The 12,198-nt window shown below is 68.7% G+C and carries 12 protein-coding genes; all 12 read left to right on the top strand.

The window, feature by feature from the left end; translation table 11 throughout:
* Window positions 1–16 precede the first annotated feature (16 nt).
* The 12 genes from AB0D04_RS01410 (at window position 17) to AB0D04_RS01355 (ending at window position 12,184) form a co-directional block, all read left to right on the top strand.
* Window positions 17–220, top strand: a complete 204-nt coding sequence (locus AB0D04_RS01410) for a hypothetical protein (RefSeq protein ID WP_362697886.1) — start codon at window positions 17–19, stop codon at window positions 218–220.
* A 288-nt stretch (window positions 221–508) separates the two neighbouring features.
* Window positions 509–1,660: a sigma-70 family RNA polymerase sigma factor gene (locus tag AB0D04_RS01405; RefSeq protein WP_362697883.1), complete on the top strand. Its 1,152-nt coding sequence runs from the start codon at window positions 509–511 to the stop codon at window positions 1,658–1,660.
* A gap of 125 nt (window positions 1,661–1,785) precedes the next feature.
* Window positions 1,786–2,775, top strand: coding sequence for an ABC transporter ATP-binding protein (locus AB0D04_RS01400; protein ID WP_362697880.1), 990 nt, complete (start codon window positions 1,786–1,788; stop codon window positions 2,773–2,775).
* Window positions 2,772–3,542, top strand: coding sequence for an ABC transporter permease (locus AB0D04_RS01395; protein WP_362697877.1), 771 nt, complete (start codon window positions 2,772–2,774; stop codon window positions 3,540–3,542). The genes AB0D04_RS01400 and AB0D04_RS01395 overlap by 4 nt, the downstream gene beginning before the upstream one ends.
* Window positions 3,543–3,544: 2 nt before the next feature.
* The gene (locus AB0D04_RS01390) at window positions 3,545–4,372 is read left to right on the top strand and encodes an ABC transporter permease (RefSeq protein WP_362697875.1); all 828 of its coding nucleotides are present in this window, start codon (window positions 3,545–3,547) and stop codon (window positions 4,370–4,372) included.
* Window positions 4,373–4,375: 3 nt separating this feature from the next.
* A complete protein-coding gene (locus AB0D04_RS01385; RefSeq protein ID WP_362697873.1) occupies window positions 4,376–5,629 on the top strand; it encodes an MCE family protein in 1,254 nt (417 codons plus the stop codon).
* Window positions 5,626–6,672 (top strand): MlaD family protein, encoded by a 1,047-nt coding sequence (locus tag AB0D04_RS01380; protein ID WP_362697870.1) that lies wholly within the window; start codon window positions 5,626–5,628, stop codon window positions 6,670–6,672. The genes AB0D04_RS01385 and AB0D04_RS01380 overlap by 4 nt, the downstream gene beginning before the upstream one ends.
* On the top strand, window positions 6,669–7,676 hold the full coding sequence (locus tag AB0D04_RS01375) for an MCE family protein (protein WP_362697867.1): 1,008 nt from the start codon (window positions 6,669–6,671) through the stop codon (window positions 7,674–7,676). The genes AB0D04_RS01380 and AB0D04_RS01375 overlap by 4 nt, the downstream gene beginning before the upstream one ends.
* Window positions 7,673–9,061 (top strand): MCE family protein, encoded by a 1,389-nt coding sequence (locus AB0D04_RS01370; protein ID WP_362697864.1) that lies wholly within the window; start codon window positions 7,673–7,675, stop codon window positions 9,059–9,061. Before AB0D04_RS01375 ends, AB0D04_RS01370 begins: the two co-directional genes overlap by 4 nt.
* Window positions 9,058–10,356: an MCE family protein gene (locus AB0D04_RS01365; RefSeq protein WP_362697862.1), complete on the top strand. Its 1,299-nt coding sequence runs from the start codon at window positions 9,058–9,060 to the stop codon at window positions 10,354–10,356. Before AB0D04_RS01370 ends, AB0D04_RS01365 begins: the two co-directional genes overlap by 4 nt.
* Entirely contained in the window at window positions 10,353–11,636 is a 1,284-nt protein-coding gene (locus tag AB0D04_RS01360) for an MlaD family protein (RefSeq protein WP_362697859.1), read from the top strand. The genes AB0D04_RS01365 and AB0D04_RS01360 overlap by 4 nt, the downstream gene beginning before the upstream one ends.
* Window positions 11,609–12,184 carry a hypothetical protein gene (locus AB0D04_RS01355; RefSeq protein WP_362697856.1) on the top strand — a complete coding sequence of 192 codons (576 nt, stop codon included), beginning with the start codon at window positions 11,609–11,611 and terminating at the stop codon, window positions 12,182–12,184. The genes AB0D04_RS01360 and AB0D04_RS01355 overlap by 28 nt, the downstream gene beginning before the upstream one ends.
* Window positions 12,185–12,198 lie beyond the last annotated feature (14 nt).

Raw genomic sequence — 12,198 nt, 5'->3', positions numbered from 1 at the left:
GGTGGTGGTCGCGCCGGTGACGGAGCCAGAGCAGCCAGGCCCGCACGTCCCGTCGGAAGCCCTCGGGCAGCTCGCGGACGCGGCACTCGATCCACTCCCGTGCGGCCGGCGCCCGTTCCGGTACCGGATGGCCGTCGTCAAGGCCGAGCTGGCCCGGCTGAAGGCGCTGCGTGCCCGGCACCTGGAAATGCTCTGCCGTGCCGTGCAATCCCGGGCGTGAGGGCGCCCTGCCGGCGTATACCGGCCATCTGGAGCATATGCGGCTGAACCACTCGGTGCCGGACGCCCTCGCGGGCGAGGCGGAGCGATCCCGGTATCTGGATTCGTGGATCGTAACGCTACTGAGTGGATCGAAACGCGACTGAATCGTGACTGACTTCGGACTCATTCGGCCACGGTCCCCCCTCCCGCCACGGTGTACCTGCCGGTAATGTCGGCCGCCACCGACCGGGTGGTATGGACGGCTCTTCCGAGGGGCCAGTCTTTCGAAACGGTGCGAGGAGGCCTGATGGCGACTGAACCGCAGTCCGTACATTCGGGGCGATCGCATGGCTGCTCGGACGAGCGCTGGCAGCGTATGTGGAGCCATCGCGAGCATCTACTGAGGGTCGCGCGCAGGCGGTCCATGAGCGTCGAGGACGCGGAGGACGCCGTACACGAGGCGATGGTGCGCGCCCTGGAGAATCCGCACGTCGAGGACGAGCGGCTCGGGGCGTGGCTCACGACCGTGACCATGCGTCTGTGTGTCGACCGGTACCGCCAGGTCAAACGTGAAGCCGAGGTCGGCACCCGCTCGACGCTGACCCCGCACCCCATCGCCCCCGTCGACGAAGTGGTGTGCGATCGCGCCGAGGCCAAGTGGCTGGCGAACCGGAGCGGCGAACTGCCCGCACGGCAGGCGGAGGCGCTCTGGCTCAAGTCGGAGGACCTGGACGTCGGCCAGGTCGCCCGGAAGATGGGGCTGAGCTACCGGACGGTCGAGTCGCTGCTCGCCAGGGCCCGTCGTACGTTGCGCAACTCGCTCGCCGCGACGCTCGCCACCGGCTTCTGGATGTGCTGGCGCGGCCGGCCCCGGCTGGGCAGCGGTGCGCAGGTGGCGACGGTGGCGTCCACCGCGGCGACGCTCGCAGCCTTGGGGTTCGCGCTTCCCTCCATACATAGGGAGATGGAGGAGGACGGGGTTCGTCCGCCAGCTTCCTCCCAGACCGTGGCCGACTCGGCCACGGCGGAGGAGGGCCACCACCGGACCGACGTGCCCGGCCTCATGGCCGGATCGGAGTCCCGCGGTCCGGCCGCGTGGGGACCGGCCGGGCCGCTCGCCGGCGACGGTCTGCTGCTGCCCGACGTGTCGCTCCCGCTGCCGCTGCTGACGGAATCGGCCGTTCCGGCCATCCCGTCCGTTCATCGCATGCTGTCCGTACCCGACGTTAAGGATGTTCCGGACGCGCCCGATGTTCCGGAAGCCCCGGCGGTGCCCGCTCCTTCCTCCGCTTCTTCGGCGCCCCTGATTGCTCCGGCCGCTCCGTCCGCTCCGGCCGCTCCGTCCGCTCCGGCCGCTCCGTCCGTCCCGGGAAATTCTGCCGAGGATGCCGAGGACGACGCACCGGTGGCCACCCCGAGCACCGTCGGCGAACTGCCGCGCGCGCCCCGCGCACAGTGATGTTCACCCCTGGTCGACACAGGATTGCGGCCCGGTAAAAAAATCTTGGCGGACGAGCGACGGACGCCCCGCCCTCCCCCGTAGAGCTGATGACAGAGCTACTTCAGGGTTGAAGGGCGGGCCGGATGGGTGTCGAGATCTGCGTGGAAGGGTTGACCAAATCCTTCGGTCACCAGGTTATTTGGCAGGACGTATCGCTGACTCTGCCCGCTGGGGAGATATCGGTCATGCTGGGCCCTTCGGGCACCGGCAAGTCTGTGTTCTTGAAGACGCTCGTCGGCTTGCTGAAGCCGGACAGAGGATCGATCACGATCGCGGGGAAGGACGTCACCCGGCTCCGCGAGCACGACCTGTACGAGGTGCGCAAGTTGTTCGGCGTCCTCTTCCAGGACGGTGCGCTGTTCGGCTCGATGGACCTCTACGACAACATCGCCTTCCCGCTGCGTGAGCACACGCGCAAGTCCGAGAGCGAGATCAAGCGGATCGTCCTGGAAAAAATGGACATGGTCGGCCTGATCGGAGCCGAGGAGAAGCTGCCCGGCGAGATATCGGGCGGTATGCGCAAGCGAGCGGGTCTGGCGCGGGCGCTGGTGCTCGACCCGGAGATCATCCTCTTCGACGAGCCCGACTCCGGGCTCGACCCGGTGCGTGTGGCGTACCTCAACCAGCTGATCGTCGACCTGAACGCGCAGATCGACGCCACCTTCCTGATCGTCACCCACGACATCGCCTCGGCCCGCCAGGTGCCGGACAACATCGGCCTGCTCTTCCGCCGCGAGCTGGTGATGTTCGGCCCCCGCGAAGACCTGCTCACCAGTGGGGAGCCGGTCGTGGGCCAGTTCCTCAACGGACGCATGCAGGGTCCGATCGGCATGGCCGAGGAGAAGGACGCGGCCCAGGTCAAGCAGGAGCTCGCCGAGCTCCATGCCGGAAACCACCGGGGCCCGAAGGGCGGCAAGGGAGCGGGCGGGGGCGCGATCCCGCGCCTGCTGCCCAGCCCCGGCATCACCCGCCCGCCCCGCTGGGAGGAGATCGCCGAGCACGAGGAGAAGATGCAGAGGCTGCGGAAGCTGCGCGTGGCCGTGGGCCCGGACGGCGGGGGGACCGGAGCATGAGCCTCTCGCCCACGGCCGGGCTGAAACATTCGGGCAGCCTCTTCTCGCTGGCTCTCGACGTTCTCCGCACCCTGCCGCGCCGCCCCTTTCAGCTGCGGGAGTTCATCCAGCAGTCCTGGTTCATTGCGAGCGTCACGATCCTGCCGACCGCGCTGGTCTCCATCCCGTTCGGCGCTGTCATCGCACTCCAGATCGGAAGCCTGACCCGGCAGCTGGGCGCACAGTCCTTCTCCGGAGCCGCGTCGGTCCTGGCGGTCCTCCGTGAGGCGTCGCCGATCGTGACCGCCCTCCTCATCGCGGGAGCCGGCGGCTCCGCGATCTGCGCGGACCTCGGCGCACGCAAGATCCGCGAGGAGATCGACGCCATGGAAGTCCTCGGCATCGATCCGATCCACCGGCTGGTCGTCCCTCGTGTGCTGGGCTCGATGGCCGTGGCGATGCTCCTCAACGGACTGGTCTCCGTGGTCGGCGTGGGCGGCGGCTACTTCTTCAACGTCGTGATGCAGCACGGGACGCCGGGCGCGTATCTGGCCTCCTTCACCACCCTCGCGCAGCTGCCCGACCTCTATTGGGCCGAACTGAAAGCGCTGATCTTCGGCGCCATCGCGGCGATCGTCGCCTCGTACAAGGGCCTGAACGCCAAGGGCGGTCCGAAGGGAGTCGGCGACGCGGTGAACCAGTCGGTCGTCATCACCTTCATGCTGCTGTTCGTCACCAACTTCGTGATGACCGCGGTCTACTTCCAGCTCGTTCCGCAGAGGGGTTAGTGATGGCGCTGTCGGAACGATTCCTCTCTGGCCCCCTCCGCTCCCTCGAGGAGCTCGGGACCCAGCTGTCCTTCTACGGGCGCTCCCTCGCCTGGACCGGCCGCACGCTGCGCCGTTACAAGAAGGAGGTCCTGCGCCTGCTGGCCGAAGTGAGCTTCGGCCGCGGAGCGTTGGCGGTCGTCGGCGGCACCGTCGGTGTCATCGCCTTCCTCTCCTTCTTCACCGGCACCGAGGTCGGACTCCAGGGATACACCGCGCTCAACCAGCTCGGCACCTCCAACTTCGTGGCGTTCATCTCCGCCTACTTCAACACCCGTGAGATCGCGCCCCTGGTCGCCGGGCTCGCACTCTCCGCCACGGTCGGCGCCGGTTTCACCGCCCAGCTCGGCGCGATGCGGATCAGCGAGGAGATCGACGCGCTTGAGGTGATGGGCGTCCCCTCGCTGCCGTTCCTGGTCACGACCCGGATGATCGCCGGGTTCATCGCGGTGATCCCGCTCTACGTGGTCGGTCTGCTGTCCTCGTACTTCGCGGCCCGGACGATCACCACCGGCTACTACGGGCAGTCCAGCGGCACGTACGACCACTACTTCCAGCAGTACCTGCCACCTATCGACGTGCTCTGGTCGTTCGGCAAGGTGATCGTCTTCGCCGTCGTGATCATCCTTGTCCACTGCTACTACGGCTACTGCGCCAAGGGCGGCCCCGCGGGGGTCGGCGTGGCGGTCGGCCGCGGTGTACGGACGTCCATCGTCGCCATCAACATCCTTGACTTCTTCCTCAGCCTGGCGATCTGGGGAGCCACCACGACCGTGCGGATCGCGGGGTAGCCGATGTCGACAACCAATCCATCCAGGCTGCGGCTTTACGGCGTCGTCTTCGTCGTCGTCATCGGCCTGCTGCTGTCGCTTACCGTGGCGATCTACCAGAAGGTGTTCACACCGGTCGTAGCGATCACTCTGCAAGCGGACACTGTCGGCAACCAGCTGGAGCCGCCCGCCGACGTGAAGCTGCGCGGCCTCAACGTGGGCGAGGTCCGCGATGTGCGGGCCGACGGCGACAAGGCCACGGTCGACATCGCGCTCTCCCCCGAGCACGCGGCGCTCATCCCGGCCGACGTCCACGCCCTGCTGCTGCCCAAGACGCTGTTCGGCGAGAAGTACATCGACCTGGTGATCCCGGAGAAGTCCGCCGCGCGGCCCATCCGGGCCGGAGACGTGATCACCCAGGACCGTACGAAGGCCGGCATCGAGCTCCAGAAGCTGATGAACGACCTGTTGCCGCTGCTCCGTGCGGTCCAGCCGGCCAAGCTGAACGCCACGCTGTCCGCGGTTGCCACCGCATTCGAGGGCCGCGGTGACGAGATCGGTGCGAACTTCGAGCGCGTCGAGCGCTACCTCCACCGCCTCAACCCGCACATGCCGGCGATGCGCAACGACATCTCGCGGCTGGCCGACGCGGTCGAGCTCTACGGAGACGCCGCCCCCGACCTGCTGAGAATCCTGCACAACAGCATCACCACCAGCCTGACTGTCGTCGAGAAGAAGGACGAGATGGCCTCGACCCTCACCGGGACCACCACTTTCGCGCACACCGCGAAGGACTTCCTCGACGAGAACTCCGCGCGGTTCATCACTCTCGGCCGCGTCTCCCGCCCCACCCTCGCGCTGCTCGATCGCTACTCGCCCGAATTCCCCTGTCTCCTCAGTGGTCTGACGAAGGAGGAACCGCTGGCCGAGCAGATCTTCAAGGGCGGCAAGATGCACATCACCCTGGAGGCCGTCCTGCCCCGGTCGCCCTACCGCCCCGGAGAGGAGCCGCGCTACGCCGACCGCTCCGGTCCCAACTGCCGCGGACTTCCCCACCCCGGCAGGCCCCAGCCGCCGATCAAGCTCGACGACGGCACCAAGGGCTCCGGCGGCTCGGCATCCGGAGGACAGAGCGGCGTGACGGCAACGGCCGCCGAGCAGCGGCTCATCGGCTCGCTCGTGGCCCCGGTCATGGGTGTGCCCGCCGATGAGGTGCCGTCCGTGACGACCTTGCTCTTCGGCCCGATGGCACGTGGAACGGCGGTGAGCGTCGCATGAAAGCCATGGAAACGGCCGCGCCACTGGTCAAGTTCAGCATCTTTGCCGTGGTGACCCTTCTCGCGACAGCCCTGCTCGCGGCCACGATCGTCAACGTCAACTTCACCCCCAAGGACACCTACAAGGCGGTGTTCAGCGACGTCACCAGCCTGGAGGAGGGCGACGACATCCGGGTGGCCGGCCTGCGCGTCGGTGAGGTCGAGGACATAGAAATCAAGCAGGGGGGCCAGATCAAGGACCGGACCCTCGCCGAGGTCACCTTCAGCGTCACCGACGACCGGCCGTTGCTCACCTCGACGGGCGCCGTCATCCGTTTCCGGAACCTCGTCGGGCAGCGGTACATCGCGCTGACCGAGGGTGCCGGGGACGGCACCCGGCTCAAGCCCGGAAGCAGCATCCCGCTCTCCCGTACGCAGCCCGCCCTCGACCTCAACGCGCTGCTGAACGGCTTCAAGCCGCTCTTCGCCGCGCTGAGCCCGAAGGACGTCAACCAGCTCGCGTCGGAGATCATCAAGACCCTGCAGGGCGAGGGCGGCACGGTCAACAGCCTGCTTGCGCACACCGCCTCGCTCACCACGACGCTCGCCGACCGCGACGAGCTGATCGGTTCCGTGATCGACAACCTCAACGAGGTGCTGGGAACGCTGGACAAGCGCAGCACGCGCTTCTCCGGCCTGCTCAAGCAGCTGCAGCGGGTGGTCTCCGGACTGTCCGCCGACCGCGTGGCGATCGGCGACTCGCTCACCGGCATCAGCGACCTCGCGGGCGCCACCTCCGGCCTGCTGCAGGACGGCCGTCCGGCACTGCGGTCCGACATCGCGGGACTGTCGGAGCTCTCCGGGACGCTGAACAAGAACGAGAAGACCGTGGAGGGCGTCCTGAAGCGACTGCCGCACAAGCTCAACAAGCTGACCGCCACCGGCTCGTACGGCTCCTGGTTCAACTTCTACCTGTGCGACTTCGACGGCCGGATCATGCTGCCGCAGACGGCGAAGGCGTACACGCCCGACCTCCACGTCGCCCAGGCGAGGTGCGGCCGATGATTCCCTTCCGCGAGCGCAACCCCGTCACGATCGGAGCGGTGGGCCTCACCACCATCGCGGTGCTGATCGCCGGCGCGTTCAACATCGAGAGCCTTCCGCTGATCGGGAACGGAGAGGAGTACAGCGCCGCCTTCTCCGAGGCGAGCGGTCTGAAGTCGGGTGACGAGGTCCGCATCGCCGGGGTCAAGGTCGGCAAGGTCGGCGACGTCGACCTCGACGGCGACCACGTCAAGGTCACCTTCCGGGTGAAGGACGAGCCGAAGTTCGGGAGCGACACCGGCGCGTCCATCCGGGTCAAGACGATCCTGGGGGCCAAGTACCTCTCACTGGAGCCCAAAGGCACCGGTCAGCTGGAGCCCGGGAGCGAGATCCCGCTGAAGCGGACGGTGTCGGCGTACGACGTGGTGGAGGCGTTCAGCGACCTGACCACGACCAGCGAGAAGGTCGACACCGAGAACCTGGCGAAGGCCATGGACACGATCTCCACGACCTTCAAGGACTCGCCCGCCGAGGTCAAGGCGTCCATCAAGGGGCTGTCCCGGCTCTCCAGGACCGTGGCCTCGCGCGACAAGGAGCTGCGTGAGCTGCTCTCGCACGCCAACGGCGTGACCGGTGTGCTCTCCGACCGGTCGAAGGACTTCATGAAGATGGTGAAGGACGGCAGCGCGCTCTTCGAGGAGATCAACAAGCGGCGCACGGCGATCCACAACCTGCTCGTGAACGCCTCCGAACTCGGCGTGCAGCTCTCCGGCCTCGTCGACGACAACCGCCAGCAGATCGGCCCCGCGCTGAACCGCCTGAACACCTTCGTCGGGATGCTGCAGCGCAACGAGAAGAGCCTCGACCGCAGCATCAAAGGGCTGGCGCCCTTCGTCCGGGTCTTCACCAACACCCTGGGCAACGGCCGCTGGTTCGACACCTACATCCAGAACCTCGTCGCCGCGCCCGCGACCGTGCGGGGCGGCTCGTCCGCGCCCCAGACACCCCCGGGAGGGTCCCGATGAACCGGCCACCGAACCGGCCCCGGCGCGGGTCCCTGCAGCGGCCCCGGTGGACCTTCCTGCCGCAGGGGCGCACCGGCCGCCTCCCCAAGGGGCGCACCGGCCGCACAGACACCCCCGGGCGGGTCCCGATGAACCGGCCACCGAACCGGCCCCGGCGCGGGTCCCTGCAGCGGCCCCGGTGGACCTTCCTGCCGCAGGGGCGCACCCGCCGCCTCCCCCAGGGGCGCACCGGCCGCCTCCCCCAGGGGCGCACCCGCCGCGTCGTCGCGCTCGGCACCGCCCTGTGCCTGCTCGTCGCCGGCCTGACCGTCGCGTTCTGGCCGAAGCCGGACCCCGTCAAGGTCACCGCGTACTTCCCGCGGACCGTCGGCATCTACCCCGGTTCGGACGTCCGCGTCCTCGGCATCCCGATCGGGGAGGTCAAGAGCGTCACCCCCCAGGGCCGCAGGGTGCGGGTCGAGATGGAGTACGAGGCCGATCGCAAGGTGCCCGCGGACGCCAAGGCCGCGATCGTCAACGCCTCGGTGGTCAGCGACCGTTACGTCCAGATGCTGCCGGTGTACCGCGGGGGCCCGGCCATGAAGAGCGGCGCGGTCATCCCCGAGAAGCGGACGGCCGTACCGGTCGAGCTGGACCGGATCTTCGACAGCCTCCACACCACATCGGAGGCGCTCGGTCCGCACGGTGCCAACAAGAACGGAGCGCTGTCCCGGCTCATCGGCGTCAGTGCGGACAACCTCAAGGGGAACGGCGGGAACCTGAACCAGACGATCAAGGACGTCTCGCGGGCCCTCACCACTCTCTCCGACGGACGCAAGGACATGTTCGGGACGGTGAAGAACCTTCAGGTGTTCACGGCCGCGCTGGCGGCGGACGACGACAGCGTCCGTTCGTTCAACGACAGTCTGGCCACGACCGCGAACCAGCTCTCCGGCGAGCGCAAGGACCTGGCTGAGGCGTTCAAGAACCTGTCCGTCGCGCTCAACGACGTGTCCGGATTCGTCCATGGCAACAAGAAGGCGCTGACCCGCAATGTGAAGGGTCTCAGCGAGGTGACCCGCGTGCTGGTCAAGCAGCGCGCCGCACTGGAGGAGCTGATGGACGTCGCGCCCGCCGGTCTCGGCAACCTCGCGAACGCCTACAACCCGGCATCGGGCACGCTGGACACCCGTAACAACGCCGAGCAACCGCAGGATCCGGCCAGCCTGATGTGCTCCCTGCTCAGGACGGCGGGCGAGAAGTCGGACTGCCACGACCTGGGGAAGCTGTTCGGCGACCTCCCTGAGCTGCCGACCGCCAACCCCCTGACCGGCGCGGCCCACCCGGCGTCCGGTGTCGCCACGACCGACAAGACGCTCGGCGGCATCCTGGGAGCCGAGGCATGACCGCCCCGCGCAAAGCGGCCGCGTGGGCGGCCGCCGGGGCGCTGCTGCTGACCGGCTGTGAGTTCAACGGCCTGTACGACGTCCCGCTGCCCGGCGGCGCCGCCGCCGGAGACGCGTACCACGTGACGGTCGAGTTCCGGGACGTTCTCGACCTCGTGCCGCAGTCCGCGGTCAAGGTCAACAACGTCACCGTGGGCGCCGTGGAGAAGGTGGAGCTGCACGGCTGGCAGGCGCGCGTACGGCTGCGCGTCGACGACGCGGTGAAGCTGCCGGCCAACGCCGTCGCGGAGCTGCGCCAGACCAGCATTCTCGGTGAGAAGTACGTCTCGCTCGCCAAGCCCGTGGACGTACAGCCCGTCGGCAGGCTCACCGAGGGCGCGAAGATCCCGCTGTCCCGGAGCAACCGGAACGCGGAGATCGAGGAGGTGCTGTCAGCTCTGTCGGCGCTGCTCAACGGCGGCGGTGTGGCGCAGCTCCACACGATCACCGTGGAGCTGAACCACTCCCTGGCGGGCCGCGAGGACCGGGTGAAGAACCTGCTGACCGAGCTGGACACCTTCCTCGGCGGCCTGGACGACCAGCGCTCGGAGATCATCCGCGCCATGAAGGGCATCGACAGGCTGTCCAAGAGGCTCGCGCAGGAGAAGGCCACGATCGGCCGGGCGGTCGACACCATGTCGCCGGCCCTGAAGGTCCTGGCCGACCAGCGCAAGGACCTGACGCGGATGCTGCGCTCCCTGTCCGACCTCGGCACGGTCGGCACGAAGGTGATCAACGGCTCACGGGACGACACGATCGCCAACCTCAAGCACCTGCAGCCGATCCTCACCCAGCTGAACAGGGCGGGCAACGACCTGCCCAACGCGCTGGAGCTGATGACCACCTATCCGTTCCCGCGCAACTCCGTCGACGCCATCAAGGGCGACTACACCAACCTGCACATCACCGCGGATCTCGACCTCAAGAGCATCTACGGCAATCTCTCCAAGGGCGGCGGCAAGAAGCCCGGCTCGCCGGACAAGCCGAAGCCCAAGCTCCCCGGCAAGCCCGATGTGCCGGTCCCGGACGTGCCGGACCTGCCCGGTGGTCCGGCGACACCGACCTCGGGGCCCTGCCTGCCCGGCAGCGGCTGCGCGGACGGTCAGGGAGGGGACAAGGGATCGTCCGGCGGCGGGCTCTGCCCGCCGGTGTGCACCAGCAACTACGCCGCCTACCAGGGCAGCGGCTTGACCGGTTTCGGCGCCGGCGTGGACCTGGGCCTCGCGGAGCTCCTGACGAAGGGGATGCAGCCATGATCACTCGTACGGTCAAGGTCCAACTGCTCGCCTTCTCCGCGGTCACCGCGATCGGCGTGTCGTACGTCGGCGCCGAGTACGCGGGACTGGGCGACCGCCTGACGGACAGCGGGTACTCCGTGCAGGCCCAGTTCGCCGACTCCGGCGGCATCTACTCGGGCGCCGAGGTCACGTACCGCGGCGCGCCCGTGGGCCGCGTCGGCGATCTGCGCCTGGTCGGCTCGCGCGTTTCGGCGGAGCTGCGTATCAAGGACGGCTCACGCATCCCTGCCGACACGCTCGCGGTCGTGGCGAACCGGTCGGCGGTGGGCGAGCAGTACATCGATCTGCAGCCGCGTGCCGCAGGCGGCCCGTATCTGCACGAGGGCAGCACGATCTCCCCCAAGGACACCCGCACGCCGCTGCCGACCACGGAGATGATCCGCAGCTTCGACCGCCTCGTCGGCTCCGTGGACAAGAAGGACCTGCGGACCACCGTCGACGAGTTGGGCCAGGCGTTCACCGGCACGGCCCCGCACCTGACCCGGATGGTCGACTCGGGCAACCGGCTCGTGGAGTCGGCGAGCGACAGCCTGCCCCAGACGATCTCGCTGATCGACGACTCGCAGACCGTCCTGAAGACGCAGATCGACAAGGGCTCGGCCTTCAAGTCGTTCTCCCGCGACCTGGCGGACCTCACCGGCCAGATCAAGGACAGCGACCGCGACCTCCGCCGGCTGGTGGACGGCGGTTCGACGGCGGCGCACGAGATGGGCTCGCTGCTGAAAGCCAACCGGAAGGCGCTGCCGGTCCTGCTGGGGAACCTGATCAGCGGTGGACAGGTCTCCGTGGCCCGGCTCCCCAACGTGGAGCAGACGCTGGTCACCTTCCCGGTCGTCGTGGCCGGCAGCTTCACCGTGCTGCCGGGTGACGGCACCAGCCACTTCGGCATGGTGGTCAACTCCGATGACCCCCCGTCGTGCCGGCAGGGCTACGGATCGACGCAGCGGCGCGACCCGAAGGACACCCGCGAGGTGCACGCGAACGCGTCCGCGCGCTGCACGCTCCCGCGGGGCAGCAAGAGCTCGGTCCGCGGCGCGCAGAACGTTCCGCGGCCCGGAAGCTCCGAGGTGCGGGGCGGCCGGGGCGATCCGGCGTCGTACATCGCGCCGTACGATCCCGCGACCGGGCAGGCCGCCGGTCCGGGCGGGGGGACCGTCCAGATCGGCTCGACGGGCGGAGAACAGAGTGCGTTCGGAAAGGACTCGTGGCAATGGCTGCTCGTCGGACCTATGGCATGATCCGCCGCCTGGCGGAGCGTACGGCGGCGTCCGCGCCGCGCCCTGCGACCGAGGCCGTGCGCGCGGCGCGGGAGAGCCGGGTGCTCCCCGTGGTGCTCGCCGGCGTCCTCGCCGTGCTGGTGGTGCTCTCCGGCTTCTTCGGGGTGCGGCTGTACCAGCAGCACGGGGAGGAACAACGTAACCAGGACATTCTGGCGGCGGCCCGGCAGTCTGCGGTGAATTTCACCTCGCTCGACTACCGGCACTACGACCGGGACAGCAAGAACGTCCTGAAGGGCGCCACCGGTGACTTCAAGGAGCAGTTCACCGCCCAGACCAAGGAGCTCACCAAGCTGGTCGCGGACAACAAGTCGGTTTCTGAGGGACATGCCCTCGAAGCCGGTATCGCCAAGGCGGGCGACACGTCCGCCCAGGTCCTGGTCGTGGCCGACAGCAGGGTGACCAACGTCGCCGCGCCCCAGGGCCAGGCCCGCAACTACCGGCTGCAACTCGACCTCGTGCTCGAGGGCGGGCGGTGGCTGACCTCGAATGTCGAGTTCGTCGGCTGACCCGTCGGCTGATC

This window comes from Streptomyces sp. NPDC048483 (assembly GCF_040651455.1).
In the GTDB taxonomy this organism is placed as follows: domain Bacteria; phylum Actinomycetota; class Actinomycetes; order Streptomycetales; family Streptomycetaceae; genus Streptomyces.
The sequence above is the reverse complement of the archived record's forward strand: the minus strand, read 5'-3'. Positions and strand labels throughout refer to the sequence as shown.

Bases quoted from the DNA above. Each gene is read 5' to 3' on its own strand.
- AB0D04_RS01405 (WP_362697883.1), top strand. From the start codon at position 509: ATGGCGACTGAACCGCAGTCCGTACATTCGGGGCGATCGCATGGCTGC.
- AB0D04_RS01400 (WP_362697880.1), top strand. From the start codon at position 1,786: ATGGGTGTCGAGATCTGCGTGGAAGGGTTGACCAAATCCTTCGGTCAC.
- AB0D04_RS01395 (WP_362697877.1), top strand. From the start codon at position 2,772: ATGAGCCTCTCGCCCACGGCCGGGCTGAAACATTCGGGCAGCCTCTTC.
- AB0D04_RS01390 (WP_362697875.1), top strand. From the start codon at position 3,545: ATGGCGCTGTCGGAACGATTCCTCTCTGGCCCCCTCCGCTCCCTCGAG.
- AB0D04_RS01385 (WP_362697873.1), top strand. From the start codon at position 4,376: ATGTCGACAACCAATCCATCCAGGCTGCGGCTTTACGGCGTCGTCTTC.
- AB0D04_RS01380 (WP_362697870.1), top strand. From the start codon at position 5,626: ATGAAAGCCATGGAAACGGCCGCGCCACTGGTCAAGTTCAGCATCTTT.
- AB0D04_RS01375 (WP_362697867.1), top strand. From the start codon at position 6,669: ATGATTCCCTTCCGCGAGCGCAACCCCGTCACGATCGGAGCGGTGGGC.
- AB0D04_RS01370 (WP_362697864.1), top strand. From the start codon at position 7,673: ATGAACCGGCCACCGAACCGGCCCCGGCGCGGGTCCCTGCAGCGGCCC.
- AB0D04_RS01365 (WP_362697862.1), top strand. From the start codon at position 9,058: ATGACCGCCCCGCGCAAAGCGGCCGCGTGGGCGGCCGCCGGGGCGCTG.
- AB0D04_RS01360 (WP_362697859.1), top strand. From the start codon at position 10,353: ATGATCACTCGTACGGTCAAGGTCCAACTGCTCGCCTTCTCCGCGGTC.
- AB0D04_RS01355 (WP_362697856.1), top strand. From the start codon at position 11,609: ATGGCTGCTCGTCGGACCTATGGCATGATCCGCCGCCTGGCGGAGCGT.